Origin of the sequence: Streptomyces sp. 3214.6, from assembly GCF_900129855.1 — a bacterium.
Taxonomy (GTDB): Bacteria; Actinomycetota; Actinomycetes; order Streptomycetales; family Streptomycetaceae; genus Streptomyces; species Streptomyces soliscabiei.
In genome coordinates, this window is record NZ_LT670819.1 from 3584904 (window position 1) to 3607241 (window position 22338).

Consider the following 22338-nt stretch of genomic DNA (forward strand, 5'->3'; position numbering starts at 1 on the left):
TCGGGCGCATGGCTGTGAACACGTCCGCGGACGCCCCGCTGCCCGTCGGCGAGGTGTCGCGGCTCATCGGGAGCTGGATCGAGCGGCTCGGCGCGGTGTGGGTCGAGGGGCAGATCACCCAGCTGTCACGGCGCCCGGGTGCCGGCGTCGTGTTTTTGACGCTGCGGGATCCGGCGCACGACATCTCCGTGAGCGTGACCTGCTACCGGCAGGTCTTCGACGCGGTCGCGGGCGTCGTCGGCGAGGGCGCCCGGGTCGTCGTCCACGCGAAGCCTGAGTGGTACGCGCCGCGGGGGCAGTTGTCGCTGCGGGCCGTGGAGATACGGCCGGTGGGGGTCGGGGAGCTGCTGGCGCGGCTGGAGCAGTTGAAGAAGTCGCTGGCCGCGGAGGGCCTCTTCGCCCCGGCGCGGAAGAAGCCGCTGCCCTTCCTGCCGCAGCTCGTCGGGCTGGTGTGCGGGCGGGCCTCCGCCGCCGAGCGGGACGTCCTGGAGAACGCCCGGCACCGCTGGCCCGCCGTCCGCTTCGAGGTGCGCAACGTCGCCGTCCAGGGTGTGCACGCGGTGACACAGGTCGTCCAGGCCGTCAAGGAGCTCGACGCGCTCGACGACGTGGACGTGATCATCGTGGCGCGCGGGGGCGGCAGCGTCGAGGACCTGCTGCCCTTCTCGGACGAGCAGCTGGTGCGGGCGGTCGCGGCCTGCCGCACGCCGGTCGTCTCGGCGATCGGGCACGAGCCGGACAACCCGCTCCTCGACCATGTGGCCGACCTGCGCGCCTCGACGCCGACCGACGCCGCGAAGAAGGTCGTACCGGACGTCGGTGAGGAGCTGGAGCGGGTGCGGATGCTGCGCGGGCGGGCGCGGCGGTGCGCGGAGGCGTTGGTGGAGCGGGAGGAGCGCGGGTTGGCGCAGACGCTCGCGCGGCCCGTCATACAGGATCCGCACCGGATGGTCGACGAGCGGGCCGACCAGGTCGCCTCGCTCGTGGACCGCACCCGGCGCACGCTCGGCCACCTCCTGGACCGTGCCGACTCCGAGCTGACGCACACCCACGCGCGCGTGGTGGCCCTGTCGCCGGCCGCGACGCTGCGGCGGGGGTACGCGGTGCTGCAGAAGGCGGACGGGCACGTGGTCCGGGATCCGGGCGAGGTGGCGGCGGCCGAGGTGCTCCGCGCGCGGGTCGCCGAGGGCGAGTTCACCGTGAGCCGGGTCGACGGCCAGTAACCGAGGGCCAGTAACCGACGGCCGGACAGCGGCAGCCGGGGAAACGACGACTGGGAAGCGACGACTGGGAATGGGTGCATGACGAGCAGGACGGACGAGGCGCTCGGGTACGAGCAGGCCCGCGACGAGCTGATCGATGTCGTACGGCGTCTGGAGGCGGGGGGTACGACGCTGGAGGAGTCCCTCGCCCTCTGGGAGCGCGGCGAGGAGCTGGCCAAGGTGTGCCGACGCTGGCTGGAGGGTGCGCGGGCGCGGCTCGACGCGGCGCTGGCCGAGGAGGAGGAGTCCCCGGACGAGAAGTGACCCGGCCCCGACCGGGCCGACCGACCGGCTGACCGGCTGACGTACGGGCCGGCCAACCTACGGGGCGGTGGATGTGAAGCGGATCACCTCACCCCACCATTTGTTGAAACTTGAACATACCTGCCGTACCGTCGGAGACGTCAGCCGATCCGGACCACGGTCCGGTACTGGATCCGGTCCGGATCCGGACGCCTCCCCAAGGAAGTTCACGCATGTCTCTCGTTCTTGACGCCGCCGCCCAGGACCTGCTGTTCCGCGAGGCCCGCACCGCGAACACCTTCACCGACGAGCCGGTGACCGACGAGCAGGTCCAGGCGATCTACGACCTCGTCAAGTACGGCCCGACGGCGTTCAACCAGAGCCCGCTGCGCATCACCCTGGTCCGCTCCGCCGAGGCCCGCGAGCGCCTGGTGAAGCACATGGCCGAGGGCAACCAGCCCAAGACCGCCACCGCCCCGCTGGTCGCGATCCTCTCCGCGGACAACGAGTTCCACGAGGAGCTGCCGGCCCTGCTCCCGCACTTCCCGCAGGCCAAGGACCTCTTCTTCAGCGAGCGCCCGGCCCGTGAGGGCGCCGCCTCGCTGAACGCCGCGCTGCAGGTCGCCTACTTCATCATCGGCGTCCGCGCCGCCGGTCTCGCCGCCGGCCCGATGACCGGCGTGGACTTCGCGGGCGTCCAGAAGGAGTTCCTGGACGACGACCACACCCCGCTGGTCGTCGTCAACATCGGCAAGCCGGGCGAGGACGCCTGGTTCCCGCGCTCCCCGCGCCTGGCGTACGACGAGGTCGTCACCACCGTCTGAGACCAGTGACACAAGGTCCAGCGACATACGAAGAGGCCCCCGGCGCGCGCCGGGGGCCTCTTCGTGCGTCAGGGGCCGCTCACGCCAGCTTCAGCGCCGCGGCCATCGTCGACAGCTGCTCGAAGGACCCCGTGCCCGCGACGACCGTCGTCGAGCCACTGGTGTCCTGCAGGACGAGCGCGTCGTAGCGGCCGCCGGTGTAGCGGGTCCAGGCGCGGCCGCCGATCTGCTCGGTGACCTTGGTCGCGGTCGAGCCCTGGCTGGCCTCGTCGATGAACTGCGCGCGCTTCTGAGTGGACTGCTCGATCGTCACGTACTCCCCGTCGGGGGCGTGGAAACCGAGGTGCCAGGCGTCGAAGTCGGCGCCCTGGAAGCGCACCGAGGTCGCCTTCCAGGTGTCGGGCAGGCCCTCGGGCGCGGCCACCGGGTACGACGCCGCGCGACGCGCCGTGAGGAGTTCGACGCGGTAGTCGACCCGCTTGACGTCGGGAGCGCGGTCGTCGTGGGGAATGAAGAGGTATATGACCCACGCCGCGATCATGATCAGTCCCAGGGAAAGGATCATGTCCCGGGCCGTCTTCTGCTTACCGTTCGAACCTGCCACGCCCCCTATCGTCGCAGGTGCCCGGCGCGCTCATCCGTGGGGTCCCCTGCTCATTTTGTCGGACTGGCGATAGAGTCGAGGATCTAACCCTCATCCGGCCGTCGTCGTATCAGTCAGAAAGGTGCGCTCCGATGACCGAGCATCATCACTTGCCGTCCGAACTGGACGTCCCCTCCGAGGCCCCCGACCGCAACCTCGCCCTGGAACTCGTCCGGGTGACCGAAGCCGCCGCCATGGCCGCGGGCCGCTGGGTGGGACGCGGCGACAAGAACGGCGCCGACGGCGCCGCGGTGCGCGCCATGCGGACCCTCGTCTCCACCGTGTCGATGAACGGCGTGGTCGTCATCGGCGAGGGCGAGAAGGACGAGGCCCCGATGCTCTTCAACGGCGAGCGGGTCGGTGACGGGACCGGGCCCGAGGTCGACATCGCGGTCGACCCCATCGACGGCACCACGCTGACGGCCAAGGGCATGCCGAACGCGATCGCCGTCCTCGCGGCCACCGAGCGCGGCGCGATGTTCGACCCGTCCGCCGTGTTCTACATGGACAAGCTCGTCACCGGCCCGGAGGCCGCCGAGTTCGTCGACATCAACGCGCCCGTCGAGGTCAACATCCGCCGGGTCGCCAAGGCCAAGCGGGCCACCCCGGAGGACGTCACCGTCGTCATCCTGGACCGGCCGCGGCACGAGGGCATCATCAAGGAGATCCGGGAGACCGGCGCGCGCATCAAGCTGATCTCCGACGGTGACGTCGCCGGCTCGATCCTGGCCCTGCGCGAGGGCACCGGCATCGACCTGCTGCTCGGCATCGGCGGCACCCCCGAGGGCATCATCTCAGCCTGCGCCGTCAAGTGCCTGGGCGGTGTCATCCAGGGCAAACTGTGGCCCAAGGACGACGAGGAGCGGGCGCGGGCGATCGACGCCGGGCACGACCTCGACCGCGTGCTGACCACCGAGGACCTGGTGACCGGGGAGAACGTGTTCTTCGTCGCCACCGGGATCACCGACGGGGAGCTGCTGCGCGGGGTTCGGTACCGGTCGGAGACCGCGACCACGGACTCGATCGTGATGCGGTCGAAGTCCGGGACGGTGCGACGGATCGACTCCGAGCACCGGCTGAGCAAGCTGCGCGCCTACAGCGCCGTGGACTTCGACCGGGCCAAGTGACCCCACGCCACTGAAAAACCGAAAGCCGACAGCAGAGAAGCAGGGCGCCCCCGGTGCGGAGGGGGCGCCCCTCGCTTCTCCAGGGGACCCTAGGGCCTGCCTTAGCCCGCCTGCGCTATGCGGTCCGCCGCTCGGGCCGCCTTCTTCAGTTCCACGTCGCGGCGGCGTCGTCGGGCGAGGACCACGCGGCGCTCGGCTGCGGTGAGGCCGCCCCAGACGCCGTAGGGCTCGGGTTGCAGGAGGGCGTGTTCGCGACACTCCACCATGACGGGGCAGCGCGCACAGACCCGCTTCGCTGCTTCCTCGCGGGAGAGCCGGGCGGCTGTGGGCTCCTTGGAGGGGGCGAAGAACAGGCCCGCCTCGTCGCGTCGGCACACCGCCTCGGTATGCCAGGGAGCGTCTTGGTCCCTGTCGCGCGCTGGTACCCGCCGGGCCGGGACAGCGGCTACCTGCAGGGACGAATGCGGCGGTTGCAGCACGGGTCTACTCCTGACGACGGCTTCGCGAGCGAGAGACGATGCAGCAAGGCCTACCCGCTGTGCGCGCGCCTATGCACAGGGTTCGCGACCGCCGGATCCCCCGCTGTCGGGGATGGCGCGTTCACGACCGTCAACGGTCCAGGTGTTTGCGCAAACTCTTGTCGACCTTGTGCTGAACCCGATCGAGAATGTCCGCGACGAGCTTGCCCCGCTTCGGCCGGCCTTCGATGTTGCCCAGCACCGCCCATCCGTCGACGTAGACCACGGGCGCGTCGGACTGGGGCGAATCGAGCGCGTCCACCTCGAAGTTGCCGAGCACCGCGCCGCCGGTGCCGCGCAGCGAGACGTTCTCCGGGACGCGGACCTCGATGTTGCCGAAGACCGAGATCGCCTTGATCACGACCTGCTGGTACTCGAAGAGCGCCTCGGTGAGGTCGATCTCGACGGTGCCGAAGACCGCGTACGCGTGGATACGGCGGCCCGCGCGCCAACGGCCCCTGCGGACGGCGCTGCTGAAGACCGCGACCACGTTGTCGTCGGGGTCGGCGGGTATCGCGCCGGCGGTGGGCCGGCTGGGGGCGGAGGCGGGGGCCGCGCGGCGCTCGTGCGCGGCGGGCAGGTCCCGGACGAACGCCTCCAGTTCGCCGACCGTCTTGGCGGCCAGTACGCCCTCGACGCGCTCGGCGTGCTCGTCAGCGGTCAGCCGGCCCTCCGCGAGGGCCTCGCGGAGCATGTCGGCGATACGGTCACGGTCGGCGTCGGAGGCGCGCAACTCGGCGGCCGGCGTGGGTGCGGCGGTCTGCTTCTGAAGGTCCACGACAGCAGGGTACCCACACACGATAGATCGCGATACCCCTGTCGAACCCCGAGACGCCCATCGGGCCGGCGCCGAACTGAGCCTTACCTCACAGGCCCGGCGTCAGTGGCAGGTTCTACGCTGGTGAGCGCCCGCCAACGGAGGCGGGCGCCGTCTGTCGAGTGAGGAATGGGCGAGATGCCTGAGTTCGCGTACACCGATCTGCTCCCCATGGGAGAGGACACCACCCCCTACCGGCTGGTGACCTCCGAGGGTGTCTCCACCTTCGAGGCCGACGGGCGGACATTTCTCAAGGTGGAGCCGGAGGCGCTGCGCAAGCTCGCCGAGGAGGCCATCCACGACATCCAGCACTATCTGCGGCCCGCTCACCTGGCCCAGCTGCGGCGGATCATCGACGACCCGGAGGCCTCCGGCAACGACAAGTTCGTCGCGCTGGACCTGCTGAAGAACGCGAACATCGCGGCCGCCGGAGTGCTCCCCATGTGCCAGGACACCGGCACGGCGATCGTCATGGGCAAGCGCGGGCAGAACGTCCTCACCGAAGGTGAGGACGAGAAGGCACTCTCCCGCGGCATCTACGACGCGTACCTGAACCTCAACCTGCGCTACTCGCAGATGGCCCCGCTGACCATGTGGGACGAGAAGAACACCGGCTCCAACCTCCCGGCGCAGATCGAGCTGTACGCCACCGACGGCGGCGCGTACAAGTTCCTGTTCATGGCCAAGGGCGGCGGCTCCGCCAACAAGTCGTTCCTCTACCAGGAGACGAAGGCCGTCCTGAACGAGGCCTCCATGATGAAGTTCCTGGAGGAGAAGATCCGTTCGCTGGGCACGGCCGCCTGCCCGCCGTACCACCTGGCGATCGTCGTCGGCGGCACGTCCGCCGAGTACGCGCTGAAGACCGCGAAGTACGCCTCCGCGCACTACCTGGACGAGATCCCGGCCGAGGGTTCGCCGCTCGGGCACGGCTTCCGGGACAAGGAGCTGGAGGAGAAGGTCTTCGAGCTGACGCAGAAGATCGGGATCGGCGCGCAGTTCGGCGGCAAGTACTTCTGCCACGACGTGCGCGTGGTGCGCCTCCCGCGGCACGGCGCGTCCTGCCCGGTCGCCATCGCCGTCTCCTGCTCGGCCGACCGTCAGGCCGTCGCGAAGATCACCGCCGAGGGCGTCTTCCTGGAGCAGTTGGAGACGGACCCGGCGCGCTTCCTGCCGGACACGACGGACGAGCACCTCGACGAGGCCGGCAACGTCGTGAAGATCGACCTGAACCAGCCGATGGACGACATCCTCGCCGAGCTGACGAAGCACCCGGTGAAGACCCGGCTCTCCCTCTCCGGTCCGCTGGTCGTGGCCCGCGACATCGCGCACGCCAAGATCAAGGAGCGGCTGGACGCGGGCGAGGAGATGCCGCAGTACCTGAAGGACCACCCGGTGTACTACGCCGGTCCGGCCAAGACCCCCGAGGGCTACGCCTCCGGTTCCTTCGGGCCGACGACGGCCGGCCGGATGGACTCCTACGTCGAGCAGTTCCAGGCGGCCGGCGGCTCCAAGGTGATGCTCGCCAAGGGCAACCGCTCCCAGCAGGTCACGAACGCCTGCGGCACGCACGGCGGCTTCTACCTCGGCTCCATCGGCGGCCCCGCCGCCCGCCTCGCCCAGGACTGCATCAAGAAGGTCGAGGTCGTCGAGTACGAGGAACTCGGCATGGAGGCCGTCTGGAAGATCGAGGTCGAGGACTTCCCGGCGTTCGTCGTCGTGGACGACAAGGGCAACGACTTCTTCACTTCGCGGGAACCCGAACAGCCGACGTTCACCAGCATCCCGGTGCGGGGCCCTGGCCTGGCCTGAGCCGTCCCCTGAGTCCTCCAGACCGTTCCTGATCAGTGAGCGGGAGTGAGTGCTGTACCCATACCTGGTCACTGCGGACATCCCGAACGGTTTTGGGTGTCCTGGTCGCCCGCGTACTCTCCACGTCCGGCGGCACGGATCGTGTCCGTGGTCCGGGAACGCGGGGGCGGAGTCCCTCACGCCCCAGGGTTCCCGGTCCGGCCTGGACGGTCCGATGCCCACGCACATCGCTCTGGTGTGCACGGGGCGGTGCCGTCCGTCGCCGGATCGGGCGCCCTTGGGCGCGTCGCCCGATCGCGATGCTCGCGGCATCGTGACGGGTGGTCTTGCCAGTCTTCGAGGCCATGGGGCGCTGCCAGTGCTGGGCGCCCCAGCGGGAGGTGTAGGCCGGATCCACGGCGATGACGGCGATTCCGACGGCGTCGGCCATGGAGGTGAGCCGGGCGCGGAGCCTGCCGGTGGGCAGGCCGGAGATGAGCTGCCTAAAGCGCTTCTTGCGCCCATGCTTCTCTCTCGTCTTCTCGCCCTGGAAGTCGAGGTCTTCGACGGCGATTGCATTGACGCCGCAGGTCTTGGCCCAGTTCAGCAGCCGGGACAGGGCGTGGCGAACCTGGGCGTCGCGGTGATCCCGGGTGCCGGACAGGTCGTAGAAGAAGCGGCGCGGACGGCCGACCGGGTTGCCGTGCTCGTCGAGGCGCCAGGCGGCCAGGTGATCGGCGTTCGTGTCGACGCCGATGACGCCATGCGCGAGTGCGGTGCGCAGCGCGATGGTCCGGGAGACGGGGATGGTCCAGGAGGCGTCCACGTACCAGCGCCCGCGCTGTACGTCGTAGTGGATGCGGTAGGCCACCGCGCGGTTCGCTTCCACGCGGTCGGCCCACTCGGCGCCACGGTGCGGGAAACGCACCGTGCAGGCGAGGACGTACCGGCCGTGCTTGGCGTTGGCCAGACCGGAAAGCGGCGCGGGCAGTTTGACGCTGATCCCGCCGTCCGGGGTGACGCGGATCGTCTCGTTGCCGTACCGCTTGCCCGATTCCCCGTCGGCGGACAGGAACCAGCGCGCCGTCTGCCATCGCTGACGCCACTGCGCCTCGCTGAGCTGGGCGGCGTCGAGGTGTTGGCGGGCGCCCAGCAGGCGTTTGCCGCCGCGTGCCACGCGGACGCGTCCGGCCTCGCGGTCTGCCCGAACCTGTTCGAGCCGGTCTTCGAGGACGTGCAGGCGGCGTGTCTTGCCAAACCATTCGTGCGCCGACCGGTAGCCGCCCGGAGCCCGCTTGGTTCCCCTGTGGCCGACCGGCAGGGAAAGACGGTGCGAAGCGTCCTGATGCCGGCTTCGAGGGACTGGATGTGAGCCGACTGCCCGCGCCGGGCGAGCGCCCACTGATCGTGCGTGGCCTTGGTGATGCTGCCCGCCCACCTGGACGACGCCTCGGCCGTCAGCTCCCGCTTCCGGGCCGCCCACGTCTCGCTCGAGTGCTCCAGGCCGTCCACGCAACGCGCTTTGAGATCCCTCGAGGCCAGCGAGCCCAGGTGCGCCCCCACCAGCGTCAGGACCCTCTCATCCTCAGGCGTGAGGTCCCCCAGCCGGGTCCGGATCGCCACACCAGAAGGGCCCAGAACGACAAACGGCGCCGCCACCTCGCGCAGCCCGCCCATGCCCTCACCCCCTGCCCGATGCCGCAGATCCCTCACCGCACAACGAGCCTCTCCCCCAAAGGTCACGCATTCGACCCGAGAACTCCCGTTCCATCGAATCCGCGCGTCGGAGCCGCAGCGCTCACTCATGCACGCTCAAGCGTGCCCAAGCACTGTCAACCGGCAGCAGTTCCCAACCCCTCGGCATCGCCGGGGGGTCTGCTTGCACGCTGATGCAGGGAGGCGGCGGTACGTAGGGGGTTAGCAGGCGTCGCGGCGGACCAGTGACCTGAGTCGGAGACTTTCGGGTAGTTCTCGAGAGCTGCATGGCGCCCGGGAAGAAGCCGGGGCGGCCGCCGATCAACCGGTTCCGGCGATGGCAGCGCAACGGGACGTGGAAGCGGCTTCTGGAACAGCTCCGGACCGAGGCTGAGGCGAAGGGCTTGATCATCTGGGACGCCGGCGTGGACTCCACCGTCTGCCGCGCCCATCAGCACGCCGCGGGCCCCCGCAAAAAGGGGATCTCCAGAAAGAGTCTCCCGGCGGCATCGACACCGAGCCGGACGACCACGGCCTCGGACGGTCGCGCGGCGGCCTGACCACGAAGAAGAAACCCAAAGCGGTCTGCTCCCTGCGTCCGGCCGCCCATCCATGCGACCGCTGCACCCCACGCCGGCCGCTGCGCAGACCGTGAGCGCCCTGCTGGGGATGGAGGCCGCGGTGCGGCGTCGTGATCGCCGAGCGACCTCAGGCCATGGCCAGGACGGCCGAGACCAAGGACCGCAGGCAGACACGCTCGGCTTCCTCGTCCGGCAGGGAGAGGTGCTGCATCGTCAGTCCGTCGAAGCCGGCCAGGAAGAACCTCGCGATCGTCTCAGCGGGCTGGCCGAGCCGGTGACCGGTGCGTTCGGCGGCCTGCTCGACCAGCTTCGTCGTCACCGCCAGGATCTCGCTGTAGTGGCTCTGAAGAGCCTCCTTCAGGTGTGGCGTACGCAGGGCGAACATGCTCAGCTCGGTGAGCAGCTGGTGCGAGGCGGGCTGTTCGAGCACGGTACGCCAGAGTGCTTCGGCGAGCGTGACGATGGTTTCCTCGAAGCTTGCGTCCGTGGGCGCGGCCCGTGTCACCTGGTCGATGAGGTCGCGCGTGAGCTGTTCCATGACGGCCCGGTACAGCTCCTCCTTCGTGCCGAAGGTGTAGTGCACGGTCGCCTGTGCCACGCCGAGCTCGGCGGCGATGGCGCGGGTGCTGCCGGCGGCGACGCCCTCCCTGGCCATGAGGCCGATGGCCGCCTTGATCAGTTGCGGGCGGCGCTCCGCCGTGGATACATGAGCCATGACGCGATCCTATCCGACTCAGTCTGTCGAACAGGTCGCTCGACAAATCAGCGGTACATGATGATGGCCGCTCCTGGGCCGGCGGCCGGTCGGACGGGCGGACCGGCCGCCGGCCCAGGAGCATTCGCCGCCTGTTAGCGAGCCGTCCTCGACGCCTCGGAACGGAGCAGGGTGTTGAGGTTGGCCATGGAGGTGCGCATGCCGGCGCGCATCGCGGGCTGCTGTATGGAGTCGAGGAGCAGGCCCAGCGGGCCGAGGCCGATGGTGTACTCGACCTGGTAGAGCATCTCCGTCGCCTCCCGGCCGTCGGCGCTCTGGACCGGGCGGAACTCGAAGATGTTGGTGACGTCCTGGAGTGGGGCGAATCCGGCGCCGGTGTCGACGCGGCGCTTGAAGGGCTCGATCTCCCTGACGGTCCAGACCGAGTCGGTCTTGAGCGGGCCGAGGGTGCGGTTGCGCTCGGAGTAGGTCTTGCCGACGGTGGCGACGCCGTGGTGGTCGGTGACCTCTATGGCTCCGGCGACCCACTCGGCGTACCGGTCGGTGCGGGAGATGACGTTCCAGACCCGCCCGAGGGGGGCGTCGATGACGGCGGTCTCGGCGACGACGAAACGGTTCATGGCAGGGTTCCCTTGCTTGTCGGTACTTCTTGCGCTCAGTTCTGGTGGAGGAGTTCGGTGGCGGTGTGCTTGCCGGAGCGGACCGCGCCGTCCATGTAGCCGTTCCAGTAGGGGGAGAACTCGGCGCCCGCCCAGTGCACGCGGCCGTGGGGGCGGCCCATCCACTGGCCGAAGTCGGTGAGCACGCCGGGGGCGGCGACGGAGGTGGGGCCGCCCTGGGTCCACTGCTCGGCGGTCCAGTCCTGCTCGACGTAGTCGACGGTGTCGAAGGCGCGGTCCCCGACGACCTGGGCGAAGCAGCGCAGGACGGCGCCTCGGCGCTCGGCGGCCGGGCGGTGGGCCCACTTGCGCCATTCCCGGCCGCCGAGGAAGCCCATCAGGACGCCCGGTCCGCTGTCGGGCGGGGTGTTGTCGAACATCTCGCGGATGGGGGAGCCGCCGCGCAGCAGGCCCATGCCGGAGAGCCCGTCCTCCCGCCAGAACGGCTTGTCGTAGATGGCGACACACTTCATGAGGGTGCCGAACGGCAGTCGCTGGAAGAGCTGGTCCTGCTGGGCCGGCAGCAGCGGGTCCCACACGATCCGCGAGGCCACCAGCGGCGGTACGGCGACGATCACTCGGTCGGCCCGCCAGTCACCGGCGTCGGAGACCACGGTGACACCGGTGGAGTCCTGGCTGACGCGCCGCACCGGCGCCGACAGGTGGACGCGGCCGTCGAGTTCTTCGGCGAGGCGCTGGGCGACGAGCTGTGAGCCGCCGACGAAGCGGCTGTCCTGGGCGCCTCCGGTGGTGCCGGTGCCGCGCTCCATGGTGCCGGGGTTGGCCTCGTTGCCGAACGCCGAGACGTACCAGAGGCTGAACAGGGCCGACGCGTCGCGCGCCTCCCCGCCGTACGCGGAGTTCAGGAAGATGTTGACCAGATCGACGGCGGCGCCGGTGATCTCGGCCTTGCGCAGCCAGGTCTCGTAGGTCATGCCGTCCAGTTCACGGGCGTTCGGGGCCTTCCAGGGGGCGGCCGGGTCCACCTTGGCCGCAGCCTGGCCGATGCGGGCCAGGGCGATACCCATGTCCGGCAGCGCGAACAGGTCCGGAGGGGTGTGCCCCGTGAACCGCTTGGCCTTGCCGTCGTGCACGTAGACGGTCTCGCCGGGGACGGCGGCCTGGTAGGTGGCCACGCCGACCTCCTTGGCCAGCGCCAGGATGTGGTCCTGGGTGGGGCCCACGAACTGCCCGCCGATCTCGGTCACTTGACCGTCGCCGAGGTCGTGGTTGAGCAGCCGGCCGCCGACCCGGTCACGGGCCTCCAGCACGGCCACGGACTTGCCCGCCGCGACGAGCTCCCGTGCCGCGGCCAGACCGGCCAGCCCCGCACCGATCACCACCACATCCGCCCTGCGGGCGTGGTGCGCCGTGGCGATGTCCCTGTTCTGCGTGCTGCTCATGATCACTCCTTGCCCTGGGGTGGTCCCGGCGCTGCGGACGTGCTCCGCGGGGAGAGTGGCGCAGGCCCATGACCTGGCGCTTCCCGGGGGCGGCGGGCTCCGGTGGCCATCACCATACAGATGACATGGTCGATCGACAATGTCGAAGGTTCAAGTTGGATGATTTGGTCGTACGACTTGAGCAAGTGATAAAGTCGGTGCTCGAAGCAGCTCGATGCCGCCCACGGCACCGGCATGCCTCATGCCCGTGCCCGCTCGACGGCGCGGGCCGACCCACCCCGCCCTTCGTCCCGCGCCCGCGCCGAGACGTCCGGGAAATCCCTTACCGACCTTGGGAGTTCGCCATGGCAGTCCTGCTCCATCGGCTGGGCCGCAGTGCCTACCGCCATCGCAAGCTGGTGCTCGGTATCTGGCTCGTGGTCCTGGCCGCGCTCATCACGTGCGCCGGCGTCTTCGGCGGCAAGCTCGACGACCGCTTCACCGTGCCGGGCACCGAGTCGCAGCGCGCCCTGGACACGCTCGGAAAGACGCTGCCCGAAGCCTCCGGAGCGGGCGCCCAGATCGTCTTCACCGCGCCCAAGGGCCACCACATCACCGAGGCCTCCTACACCGCGGCCATCGCCGGAACCGAGAGGGCGGCTGCGAAGGCGCCCCAGGTCAAAGCCGTCATGGGCCCGAGCCAGTCCGGGGCTGTCTCTGCCGACCGGAGCACGGCGATCGTGCAGGTGCAGTACTCGGTGCAGCGGGCCGAGGTACACCCTGCATCCCTGCACGTGATCGAACGGGCGGCCGAGACGGCCGAGAAGAGCGGGCTCAAGACCTCGGTGGGCGGCAGTGCTTACGGCAGCAACGGCGTGCACATAGGCCCGTCCGAGATCATCGGTGTCGCCGTCGCCGTGCTCGTCCTCGTCGTCACCTTCGGCTCCCTGCTCGCCGCGGGCATGTCGCTGCTGCCCGCCCTGCTCGGCGTGGCCGTGGGACTTGCCGGGCTGCTCGCCCTCACTCCGGCGGTGAGCATCTCCTCCACCGCCGTCACGCTTGCCCTGATGCTGGGGCTGGCCGTGGGCATCGACTACATCCTGTTCATCCTGACCCGCCACCGCCAGCAGCTCGCCCGCGGAACCGACCCGCAGGAGTCCATCGCGCTGGCCAACGGCACGGCCGGCAGCGCGGTCGTCTTCGCCGGCAGCACCGTGATCATCGCCCTGGCCGCACTCAGCGTCATCGGCATCCCGTTCCTGACCGTGATGGGTCTCGGTGCCGCCGGAGCCGTCCTCGTCGCGGTCCTGGCCGCGATCACCCTGCTCCCGGCCCTCGCCGGATTCGCCGGCATCCGGTTGACCCCGAAGCCCGGCAGCAAGGGGGCCCGGCAGGCCACCGATCCTGACGGATCCTCCGGCAGGGCGCCCCTGGGCGCCCGCTGGGTGAGGACCGTCGTCGCCAAGCCCCTGCTCACCGTCCTGGCTGTCGCCGGCATCCTCGTCGCACTAGCGCTCCCCGCGGCGGACCTGCGCCTCGCCCTGCCGGACAACGGCTCGGCCCCGGTCACCTCCACCGAACGCAAGGCGTACGACACGGTCAACGACAAGTTCGGCCCCGGCTTCAACGGCCCACTCCTGGTGCTGACCGAGACCGACAAGGGGTCGGGGGCGCACGCGGGTGCTCAGACCGCGCAGAAGCTGCGGGACCTCAAGGGGGTCAAGGCGGTCCTGCCCCCCGTGCCCACACGCGATCCCGCGCAGACCGTCATCCAGGTCATCCCGAAGACCGGTCCCGACAGCGCCCGCACCGACCGGCTCGTCCGCGACATCCGTGCCGCCGCCCCGGACATCCGCGAGACAACCGGAGCGACGGTCGCGGTCACCGGCACCACCGCCGTCAACATCGATGTCTCCAACCGCCTCAGCGACTCCCTGCTGCCGTTCATGGCGATCGTCGTCGGCCTGAGCCTGATCCTGCTGACCATGGTGTTCCGCTCGCTGGTCGTCCCGCTCAAGGCCGCCGTCGGATTCCTGCTGTCGGTGGCTGCCTCGCTCGGCCTGGTCGTCGCCCTGTTCCAGTGGGGCTGGCTGGCGGACACCCTCGGCCTCGCCCACACCGGTCCCGTCGTCAGCTTCCTGCCGATCATCCTGATCGGTGTGCTCTTCGGACTCGCCATGGACTACGAGGTGTTCCTCGTCTCCGGGATGCGGGAGGAGTGGGTCCACACCGGCGTGGCCCGCGGATCGGTGATCGACGGCGCGCGGCACAGCGTCCGGGTCGTCACCGCGGCCGCCCTGATCATGTTCACCGTCTTCGCCGGGTTCTTCCCGCTCGACGACGCCCTGATCAAGCCCATCGCCTTCGCGCTCGCCGTCGGCGTCGCCATCGACGCCTTCGCCGTCCGCCTGACCCTCGTGCCGGCAGTCCTCGCCCTCGCCGGACGGCACGCCTGGTGGCTCCCCGCCTGGCTCGACCGCGTCCTGCCCGACCTCGACGTAGAAGGCACACGCCTCCAGAAGGCCCCGCAGGTGCAGCCCAAGGAGCCCGAGCGAGTCTCCTGAACCGGCTGCGCACCCGGCGGATCCACCGCGTACGGGTGAGGTCCGGAACAACCGTGCCTCCCTGATCGCTCTACAGGCATGAGCGAATACCGGATCGAGCACGACTCCATGGGCGAGGTACGCGTCCCGGCGGACGCCAAGTGGCGGGCCCAGACGCAGCGCGCCGTCGAGAACTTCCCCGTCTCCGGGCAGCGCATCGAGCGCGCGCACATCGAGGCGCTGGCCCGGATCAAGGGCGCCGCCGCCAAGGTGAACGCGGAACTCGGGGTGCTCGACAAGGAGATCGCCGAGGCGATCCAGGAAGCCGCCGGGGAGGTCGCCGAGGGGCGGTGGGACGAGCACTTCCCGGTCGACGTGTTCCAGACCGGCTCCGGGACCTCGTCCAACATGAACACCAACGAGGTCATCGCCACGCTGGCCGGTGAGCGGCTGGGGCGGGAGGTGCACCCCAACGACCACGTCAACGCCTCGCAGTCGTCCAACGACGTGTTCCCCTCGTCGATCCACATCGCCGCCACCGCCGCCGTCACCCGCGACCTGGTGCCCGCTCTGGAGCACCTCGCCGACGCCCTCACCCGCAAGTCGCGGGAGTTCGCCGACGTGGTGAAGTCGGGGCGGACGCATCTGATGGACGCCACGCCCGTCACCCTGGGCCAGGAGTTCGGCGGGTACGCCGCGCAGGTGCGGTACGGCGTGGAGCGGCTGCACGCCTCCCTCCCGCGCCTCGCCGAGCTGCCGCTGGGCGGCACCGCCGTGGGCACCGGGATCAACACGCCGCCGGGCTTCTCCGCCGCCGTCATCGAGGAGGTCGCCCGGGTCACCGGTCTGCCGCTGACCGAGGCGCGCGACCACTTCGAGGCGCAGGGCGCGCGGGACGGGATCGTCGAGACCAGCGGGCAGCTGCGGACCATCGCGGTCGGACTGACGAAGATCGCCAACGATCTGCGGTGGATGTCCTCGGGACCGCGCACCGGACTGGCCGAGATCAGCCTGCCGGACCTCCAGCCCGGCTCGTCGATCATGCCCGGCAAGGTGAACCCGGTGATCCCGGAGGCCGTGCTGATGGTCGCCGCGCAGGTCGTGGGCAACGACGCCACGGTCGCCACCGCCGGCGCGGCGGGCAACTTCGAGCTCAACGTCATGCTGCCGGTGATCGCCAAGAACGTCCTGGAGTCGGTCCGGCTGCTCGCCAACGTGTCGCGGCTGCTGGCGGACCGGACGATCGACGGGATCGTCGCACACCGCGAGCGCGCCCGTGAGTACGCCGAGTCCTCGCCGTCGGTGGTCACGCCGCTGAACAAGTACCTGGGGTACGAGGAGGCCGCGAAGGTCGCCAAGAAGGCCCTCGCGGAACAGAAGACGATCCGGGAGGCCGTCCTCGACGGAGGGTACGTGGAGCGGGGCGACCTGACGCTGCAGCAGCTCGACGAGGCCCTGGATGTCCTGCGGATGACGCACCCGTAACCTTTCGCGCTCCGGCGCGCGAACCGTGACGCGCGCCGCAGCGTCGTATGTCCATGGCACCTAATATCTGTGCATGGCAGACGGTGGAGCGATGAGACGCAGGGGAACGGGCGGTGCGGCGGTCTTCTGGGAGCCCGGGGACCGGATCCTGTGGCGCTACCGGGAGAACGGCGGAGCACGCTTCCACATCGCCCGCCCGGTCACCGTCGTGCGGGACGACGAGGACGTGCTCGCCGTGTGGATGGCCCCGGGCACGCAGTGCGTGCGGCCCGTTCTCGCCGACGGCACGCCGCTGCACCAGGAGCCGCTGCACACCCGGTACACCAAGCCGCGGACGGTGCAGCGCGCCCACTGGTTCGGCACCGGCGTGCTGAAGTTGGCCCGGCCCGGCGAGCCCTGGTCGGTGTGGCTGTTCTGGGAGCCGGGCTGGCGATTCAAGAACTGGTACGTCAATCTTGAGCAGCCGCTGGCTCGTTGGGCCGGCGGGGTGGACTCGGAGGACCACTTTCTGGACATCTGCGTCTACCCGGACCGCAGTTGGGGCTGGCGCGACGAGGACGAGTTCGCGCAGGCCCAGCAGGACGGTCTGATGGACGCGGCGGTCGCCGAACAGGTGCGGGAGGCGGGCCGCAGGGCGGTGGAGGTGATCCGTGCGTGGGGGTCGCCGTTCGACGAGGGCTGGCAGCACTGGCGCCCGGATCCGTCCTGGGCCGTACCGTTGCTGCCGGAGGACTGGGACCGTACGCCCGCGCACCTGTCCACATGAGACCCTTGATGCGCCCCCGGGCAACAAACGTAGGATCGTCCTCCGCAAGGCACGCTGGCAGTAACTCCCGGAGCAGACGCCGGGTCTGACCGTACGTCACCGAGGGGCGGCAGGACGTGATCGAGGGGTACGAGGGCAACACCGCAGGGACGTCCGTCGTCGGCCCACAGGGTCGCGCGCGGGCCACCGGTGACACAGGAACAACCTCTGACCACGCGGGATTTCCGTTCCGGGGACACGTATTCCGGGTATCGGGTTTCCTGCGGGACCAACTGCGCGCGCGGCGTGCAGCCCCGGACGGACGGATTCGACACGCGTGACGGAGCAGCCCCTCTCCTACGAACGCCCCCAGGGCGTCGACCCCACGGACCCCCGTGGGGCTCTCCTGCGTACCCCGGAGCCCACTGCGGCCCCGTCCGCCTTACCACCCGACGCCTCGGGTACGACGACGCCGTGCGGCAAGGGTGGAAAGGGCAACATGGGCGGCCAGAGCGGCCAGGGAGCAGCGGGCAAGGACACGACCGGGACGGAGGCCGGCTCCTCCGCCGAGACCGAGCACTCCCAGCCTTCGGTGTCCGCCGAGCCGGACACTCACCGGCCGCGTCCCGTGCCCGAGTCCATCCCGGCCCAGCCGGGCACGGACCCGCACGCGGAACGGGGTCCCGGCGGCCAGGAGCGGCGCGGGGCGGCGGCGACGGCGCAGCCCGGCCGGCCCACGCCGATGCGGCGGGACGGGGACCGGCTGCGCTTCGTGGGCGCAGCGACCCGGCGGATCGCCCGCGGACTGGACCTCGACGAGATCGTGATGGGGCTGTGCCGGGCCACCGTGCCGACCTTCTCCGACGCGATCCTGGTCTATCTGCGCGACCCGTTGCCCGTCGGCGACGAGCGGCCGGCCGCGGACCGCATCATGCTGCGGCTGCGCCGCACCGACCGCATCCCCGAGGAGCGGGACACCGAGACGGGTTTCGCGGCGCTGGCGCTGCCGCCGCCGGAGCCGGGTGAGCTGACCGCCGAGCTGTCGGCCTCGGTCGGGGACATGTGCGAGGTGCGGCCCGGCGGTGCGCTGGCGGAGGTGCTCCGCGGGGTGCGTCCGGTGTTCGCGGACAATCCGGCCGCGCGCGCCGCGCTGCCCGAACTCCTGGGCGAGGACAGCACATTGGTCGTCCCGGGCGGCCAGCGGGCGATCCTGGCCCCGTTGCGCGGCCGACGCCGGGTGATCGGCGCCGCGGTCTTCCTGCGCCGTCCTGAGCGCCTCCCGTTCGAGAACGACGATCTGCTGGTGGCCGCGCAGCTGGCCACGCACAGTGCGCTCGGCATCGACAAGGCGGTGCTGTACGACCGTGAGGCGTACATCGCCGACGAGTTGCAGCGCACGATGCTGCCGGAGACCCTGCCGCGTCCCACGGGCGTCCGGCTGGCGTCCCGGTACCTGCCCGCGGCGGAGACGGCACGGGTCGGCGGCGACTGGTACGACGCCATCCCGCTGCCCGGCAGCCGGGTGGCGCTGGTGGTGGGCGACGTGATGGGGCACTCCATGACGTCGGCGGCCATCATGGGGCAGCTGCGCACGACGGCCCAGACGCTGGCCGGTCTCGATCTGCCCCCACAGGAGGTCCTGCACCACCTGGACGAGCAGGCCCAGCGGCTGGGCACCGACCGCATGGCGACCTGCCTGTACGCCGTCTACGACCCGGTATCGCATCGCATCACCATCGCCAACGCGGGCCATCCGCCGCCCGTCCTGCTGCATCTGGGCGGCCGGGCCGAGGTGCTGCGGGTGCCGCCGGGCGCGCCGATCGGCGTCGGCGGGGTCGACTTCGAGGCGGTGGAGCTGGACGCGCCGGCCGGGGCGACGCTGCTGCTGTACACCGACGGGCTGGTGGAGTCCCGGCTGCGGGACGTGGCGACCGGCATAGAGCAGCTGCGCGAGAAGCTCGCCGCGACGGCCCAGCTGACCGGGCCGGACCATCCGCCGCCGCTCGAAGCCCTGTGCGACGAGGTGCTCGACATGCTCGGCCCGGGCGACCGGGACGACGACATCGCGCTGCTCGCGGCCCGGTTCGACGGGATCGCGCCGAGCGATGTGGCGTACTGGTACCTGGAACCGGAGGACGCGGCTCCCGGCCGGGCCCGTCGGCTGGCCCGTCGGGCGCTGTCCCGCTGGGGTCTGGAGGACATGACGGACTCCGTCGAGCTGCTGGTCAGCGAGGTCGTCACCAACGCGGTGCGGTATGCCACGCGGCCGGTGACGCTGCGGTTGCTGCGGACCGACGTGCTGCGCTGCGAGGTGGGGGACGACGTGCCCCAGCTGCCCCGGCTGCGGCAGGCCCGGGCGACCGACGAGGGCGGGCGCGGCCTGTATCTGGTGAACCGGCTCGCCCGGCGCTGGGGGGCCACGCGGCTGAGCACCGGCAAGGTGGTGTGGTTCGAGTTGAATCGCTCGTGATTCGGCTGCGGGCCGGTGGGGGGCTGGTCGCGCCCACGCGGCGGAGCCGCATATCGATACAGCACCGCACCCCCTAGGTGAGAGAGGGCGCCCGGAGTGTTCCGGGCGCCCTCTGTGCTGTTTGCCTGCCGGCCGAGGCCGCTACTGGCCCAAGATCGGATTATCCGGATCCGGCGAGCCGGTCGACGGGGGGTTTGTGCTGGGTCCCGACGAGGTGTTGCCCGACGGCGAGTTGGACGGCGACGAACTCGGCTTCGGCGAGTTCGACGGGGACGAACTCGGCTTCGGCGAGTTCGACGGGGACGAACTCGGCTTCGGCGAGTTCGACGGCGAGGAACTCGGCGACGGCGAGGAGGACGGCGACGGGGACGCCGTCTGGACCGCCGCGCCCTGGTCGGTCTCCAGGTCGAACTTGCTGACCTTGGTGGAGACGCCGAAGGTGTACGCCGCCCAGATCTGCGCCGGGAAGCCACCGCCGTTGATACGGCCGTCGACCGTGGTCACGCCGGTCGTCGCGCCGGTCAGCGTGACCTGGGGGTGCGGGGGCTTGGCCGACTCGCCGAACAGGCCGACCGAGGTGACCAGGTCGGGGGTGTAGCCGGTGAACCAGGCCGACTTGTTGTTGTCGGAGGTACCCGTCTTGCCCGCGACCTTCTGGCCCTTGCGCAGCGGGTTGTCCCGCACGGACTTCTTCGCCGTACCGTCGTCGACCACGCCGGTGAGCACCGAGGTGACCGAGTCCGCGGCCTCGCGGTTGATGACCTGCGCGCCGATGGGCGACGCGAGCTTGAACGTCGGGTGGACGCTGTTCTCCGCCGACTTGAGGAGCGACGGGGTGACCTTCTTGCCGTGGTTGTCGAGGGTGGCGTAGACACCGGCCATCTGCAGGGGGCTCGCGCCCATGGTGCCGAGGGTCTGGGCCGGGACCGCCTTCAGGTCCTTGGTGTCCATGCCGAGGTCGTCGGCGACCTTCAGCACCTTGTCCATGCCGACGTCCACGCCCATCTGCGCGAAGACGGAGTTGATGGACTTGTTCAGCGCCGTCTGGACGGTGACGGGGCCGTAGTCCTGGTCGTCCTCGTTCTCCGGGGCGAAGCCGATGTCGCTGCCGACGACCGGGCGCTTGCTGGTGCCGTCGTAGATCGTGTTGGCGGTGATCTTCTCGTCCTTCTGCGTCACGGCATTCTCGTCGAAGGCCGCGGCGAGGATCACCGGCTTGAAGGTGGAGGCGGGCTGGTAGTCGGTGCGGGTGGCGTTGTTGAGGTAGTGGTCGGTGTAACTCGTACCGCCGTACATCGCCTCGACCGCGCCGGTCTTCGGGTTCACCGACACCGCGCCGGCCTGGACGTCGCCGTCGACCGGGCGTTTCTTCTTGTCCAGCTTGCTGGTCAGCTGTTCCTTGACCGCCGTCTCCAGCGCCTTCTGCTTGCTCGGGATGATGTTGAGCTCGATGTTCCAGCCGCCCTTGCTGACCAGGGCCGCGCCCGCCTCGTAGTTCTCGGCGGTGCCGTTGGCGACGAGCTGTCTGGCGAGTTCGGCGTTGGCCGCGTCGACCAGGTAGCCGACCTGGCCCTCCTTGCCGGGGGCGGCCTTGGGGTCCTTGGGGATCGGGAACTTCATGGCCTCGCGCTTGGACTTGTCGAGCCAGTCCTGCCCGACCATGTTGTCGAGGACGTAGTTCCAGCGGGCCTGGACCAGCCGCTTGCCGGTGTCGGAGGCGGAGGCCCAGTCGTACTGGCTGGGCGCCTGGAGCAGCGCGGCGAGGTAGGCGCCCTGCTCGACGGAGAGCTTGTCGGCGTCGACGCGGTAGTAGGCCTGGGCGGCGGCCTGGATGCCGTAGGCGCCGCGGCCGTAGTAGCTGGTGTTGATGTAGCCGGCCAGGATGTAGTCCTTGTCCTTCTCCCGGTCCAGCTTCAGGGAGATGACCAGTTCCTTCAGCTTGCGCGTGACGGTCTGTTCCTGGGTCAGGTAGTAGTTCTTGACGTACTGCTGGGTGATGGTCGAGCCGCCCTGCGCGCCCTTGCCCATCAGCGTGTTGAGGACACCGCGGGCGGTGCCCTTGAGGTCGACGCCCGCGTCGGTGTAGAAGCTCTTGTTCTCGGCGGCGACGAAGGTGTGCTGGACCGGCTTGGGGATCGTGGCGAGGTCGACGTTCTCCCGGTTGACGTCGCCGTCGCGGGCGAGGATCGCGCCGTTGCCGTACTTGTAGACGTTGCTCTGCAGGTCGGCGTCGGGGTTGCCCTTGGGGATCGGCGTGCTGACGTACAGCCAGATGAAGGCGCCGATGACGGCGGCGGTCATGAAGAGGAACGTGCCGAGGATCTTCTTCCAGGTGAAGAGCCGGCGTATGAAGCTCTTGTTCTTCTTGCCGGCCTTGCCCTTCGCGCCCCTGCCGCCCTTCTTCGCGCTCTTGCGGGCCGCCGCGCGCCCGCCGACCGCGGGGGCGGTCTCGGGGGCGGCCTCGGAGGCGCTCCGGGTCGCGGTCCTCGCCGCGGTCCCGGTGGCGGTCCCGGTGGTGGGGGGCGCCACGGACTCCGTCTCCGTCGAGCGGTTCCTGGGCGCGGCGCGGCGGCCACCGCGCTGTCGCGCTCGTCTCTCTTCCGCTCGTCCCATGAGTCCGCTCGCTCCGCTTCCTACTCGGCAGTCACACCAGTGCCCGTGGGCAGGGGCAGGTCAGCTCAGAAAGCTAACACCGCTGTCTATGACGAGGGGCTGCAGATCCGGTGTTCGGGGGGCGTGAGAATCAGCACCCCGACCGGTGGAACCGGCAGAACGTCCCCACCGATTCGACGTACGAGAGGGGCACAGGGTTGCCGCGACGCAGTAAAGTGATATCACTTA

At 70.3% G+C, this 22338-nt stretch carries 16 protein-coding genes and 1 pseudogene; 9 read left to right on the forward strand and 8 right to left on the reverse strand.

Annotated features, from left to right (window positions below; genetic code table 11):
* The first annotated feature begins 8 nt into the window (after positions 1-8).
* The 3 genes from xseA to B5557_RS15900 all read left to right on the forward strand — a co-directional run bounded on the left by xseA (position 9) and on the right by B5557_RS15900 (position 2329).
* Entirely contained in the window at positions 9-1223 is a 1215-nt protein-coding gene (xseA, locus tag B5557_RS15890) for an exodeoxyribonuclease VII large subunit (protein WP_079659987.1), read from the forward strand.
* 78 nt (positions 1224-1301) lie between these two features.
* A complete protein-coding gene (locus tag B5557_RS15895; protein ID WP_079659988.1) occupies positions 1302-1526 on the forward strand; it encodes an exodeoxyribonuclease VII small subunit in 225 nt (74 codons plus the stop codon).
* Positions 1527-1738: 212 nt separating this feature from the next.
* Positions 1739-2329, forward strand: coding sequence for a malonic semialdehyde reductase (locus tag B5557_RS15900; protein WP_079659989.1), 591 nt, complete (start codon positions 1739-1741; stop codon positions 2327-2329).
* A gap of 79 nt (positions 2330-2408) precedes the next feature.
* On the opposite strand, the gene B5557_RS15905 is transcribed toward B5557_RS15900, so the two are convergent.
* Positions 2409-2933: a DUF4245 domain-containing protein gene (locus B5557_RS15905; protein ID WP_079659990.1), complete on the reverse strand. Its 525-nt coding sequence runs from the start codon at positions 2931-2933 to the stop codon at positions 2409-2411.
* A gap of 131 nt (positions 2934-3064) precedes the next feature.
* On the opposite strand from B5557_RS15905, the gene glpX reads away from it, so the two are divergent.
* A complete protein-coding gene (gene glpX / locus B5557_RS15910) occupies positions 3065-4099 on the forward strand; it encodes a class II fructose-bisphosphatase (RefSeq protein WP_079659991.1) in 1035 nt (344 codons plus the stop codon).
* A gap of 101 nt (positions 4100-4200) precedes the next feature.
* Here glpX and B5557_RS15915 read toward each other — a convergent pair whose 3' ends face one another.
* Together B5557_RS15915 and B5557_RS15920 are read right to left on the reverse strand one after the other, a co-directional pair.
* The gene (locus B5557_RS15915; protein ID WP_079659992.1) at positions 4201-4578 is read right to left on the reverse strand and encodes a WhiB family transcriptional regulator; all 378 of its coding nucleotides are present in this window, start codon (positions 4576-4578) and stop codon (positions 4201-4203) included.
* Between the two features lie 130 nt (positions 4579-4708).
* Positions 4709-5395 (reverse strand): DUF1707 SHOCT-like domain-containing protein, encoded by a 687-nt coding sequence (locus B5557_RS15920; protein ID WP_079659993.1) that lies wholly within the window; start codon positions 5393-5395, stop codon positions 4709-4711.
* Positions 5396-5572: 177 nt separating this feature from the next.
* Between B5557_RS15920 and B5557_RS15925 the strand changes: the two genes are divergently transcribed.
* A complete protein-coding gene (locus B5557_RS15925) occupies positions 5573-7243 on the forward strand; it encodes a fumarate hydratase (RefSeq protein WP_079664808.1) in 1671 nt (556 codons plus the stop codon).
* A 31-nt stretch (positions 7244-7274) separates the two neighbouring features.
* Here B5557_RS15925 and B5557_RS15930 read toward each other — a convergent pair.
* The 4 genes and pseudogenes from B5557_RS15930 to B5557_RS15950 all read right to left on the reverse strand — a co-directional run.
* A pseudogene (locus B5557_RS15930) lies at positions 7275-8899 on the reverse strand (IS200/IS605 family accessory protein TnpB-related protein); the annotation flags it as partial.
* A gap of 726 nt (positions 8900-9625) precedes the next feature.
* On the reverse strand, positions 9626-10213 hold the full coding sequence (locus tag B5557_RS15940) for a TetR/AcrR family transcriptional regulator (RefSeq protein ID WP_079659996.1): 588 nt from the start codon (positions 10211-10213) through the stop codon (positions 9626-9628).
* A 134-nt stretch (positions 10214-10347) separates the two neighbouring features.
* Positions 10348-10833, reverse strand: a complete 486-nt coding sequence (locus tag B5557_RS15945) for an SRPBCC family protein (RefSeq protein WP_079659998.1) — start codon at positions 10831-10833, stop codon at positions 10348-10350.
* A 35-nt stretch (positions 10834-10868) separates the two neighbouring features.
* Entirely contained in the window at positions 10869-12275 is a 1407-nt protein-coding gene (locus B5557_RS15950; protein ID WP_079659999.1) for a flavin monoamine oxidase family protein, read from the reverse strand.
* 344 nt (positions 12276-12619) lie between these two features.
* On the opposite strand from B5557_RS15950, the gene B5557_RS15955 reads away from it, so the two are divergent.
* The 4 genes from B5557_RS15955 (at position 12620) to B5557_RS15970 (ending at position 19497) form a co-directional block, all read left to right on the forward strand.
* Positions 12620-14818: an MMPL family transporter gene (locus tag B5557_RS15955; protein WP_079660001.1), complete on the forward strand. Its 2199-nt coding sequence runs from the start codon at positions 12620-12622 to the stop codon at positions 14816-14818.
* A 78-nt stretch (positions 14819-14896) separates the two neighbouring features.
* The gene (locus tag B5557_RS15960) at positions 14897-16282 is read left to right on the forward strand and encodes a class II fumarate hydratase (protein WP_079660002.1); all 1386 of its coding nucleotides are present in this window, start codon (positions 14897-14899) and stop codon (positions 16280-16282) included.
* 73 nt (positions 16283-16355) lie between these two features.
* Positions 16356-17048, forward strand: a complete 693-nt coding sequence (gene fomD / locus B5557_RS15965; protein WP_079660004.1) for a cytidylyl-2-hydroxypropylphosphonate hydrolase — start codon at positions 16356-16358, stop codon at positions 17046-17048.
* A 316-nt stretch (positions 17049-17364) separates the two neighbouring features.
* Complete coding sequence (locus B5557_RS15970; protein WP_079660005.1) at positions 17365-19497, forward strand: SpoIIE family protein phosphatase; 2133 nt, start codon at positions 17365-17367, stop codon at positions 19495-19497.
* Positions 19498-19638: 141 nt separating this feature from the next.
* Here B5557_RS15970 and B5557_RS15975 read toward each other — a convergent pair whose 3' ends face one another.
* Positions 19639-22110: a transglycosylase domain-containing protein gene (locus B5557_RS15975; protein WP_173877690.1), complete on the reverse strand. Its 2472-nt coding sequence runs from the start codon at positions 22108-22110 to the stop codon at positions 19639-19641.
* Positions 22111-22338 lie beyond the last annotated feature (228 nt).

What these genes read in the sequence shown, in the direction of transcription:
- xseA (WP_079659987.1), top strand. Translation starts at nt 9, where the DNA reads ATGGCTGTGAACACGTCCGCGGACGCCCCGCTGCCCGTCGGCGAGGTG.
- B5557_RS15895 (WP_079659988.1), top strand. Translation starts at nt 1,302, where the DNA reads ATGACGAGCAGGACGGACGAGGCGCTCGGGTACGAGCAGGCCCGCGAC.
- B5557_RS15900 (WP_079659989.1), top strand. Translation starts at nt 1,739, where the DNA reads ATGTCTCTCGTTCTTGACGCCGCCGCCCAGGACCTGCTGTTCCGCGAG.
- glpX (WP_079659991.1), top strand. Translation starts at nt 3,065, where the DNA reads ATGACCGAGCATCATCACTTGCCGTCCGAACTGGACGTCCCCTCCGAG.
- B5557_RS15925 (WP_079664808.1), top strand. Translation starts at nt 5,573, where the DNA reads ATGCCTGAGTTCGCGTACACCGATCTGCTCCCCATGGGAGAGGACACC.
- B5557_RS15940 (WP_079659996.1), bottom strand. Translation starts at nt 10,213, where the DNA reads ATGGCTCATGTATCCACGGCGGAGCGCCGCCCGCAACTGATCAAGGCG.
- B5557_RS15945 (WP_079659998.1), bottom strand. Translation starts at nt 10,833, where the DNA reads ATGAACCGTTTCGTCGTCGCCGAGACCGCCGTCATCGACGCCCCCCTC.
- B5557_RS15950 (WP_079659999.1), bottom strand. Translation starts at nt 12,275, where the DNA reads ATGAGCAGCACGCAGAACAGGGACATCGCCACGGCGCACCACGCCCGC.
- B5557_RS15955 (WP_079660001.1), top strand. Translation starts at nt 12,620, where the DNA reads ATGGCAGTCCTGCTCCATCGGCTGGGCCGCAGTGCCTACCGCCATCGC.
- B5557_RS15960 (WP_079660002.1), top strand. Translation starts at nt 14,897, where the DNA reads ATGAGCGAATACCGGATCGAGCACGACTCCATGGGCGAGGTACGCGTC.
- fomD (WP_079660004.1), top strand. Translation starts at nt 16,356, where the DNA reads ATGGCAGACGGTGGAGCGATGAGACGCAGGGGAACGGGCGGTGCGGCG.
- B5557_RS15975 (WP_173877690.1), bottom strand. Translation starts at nt 22,110, where the DNA reads ATGGGACGAGCGGAAGAGAGACGAGCGCGACAGCGCGGTGGCCGCCGC.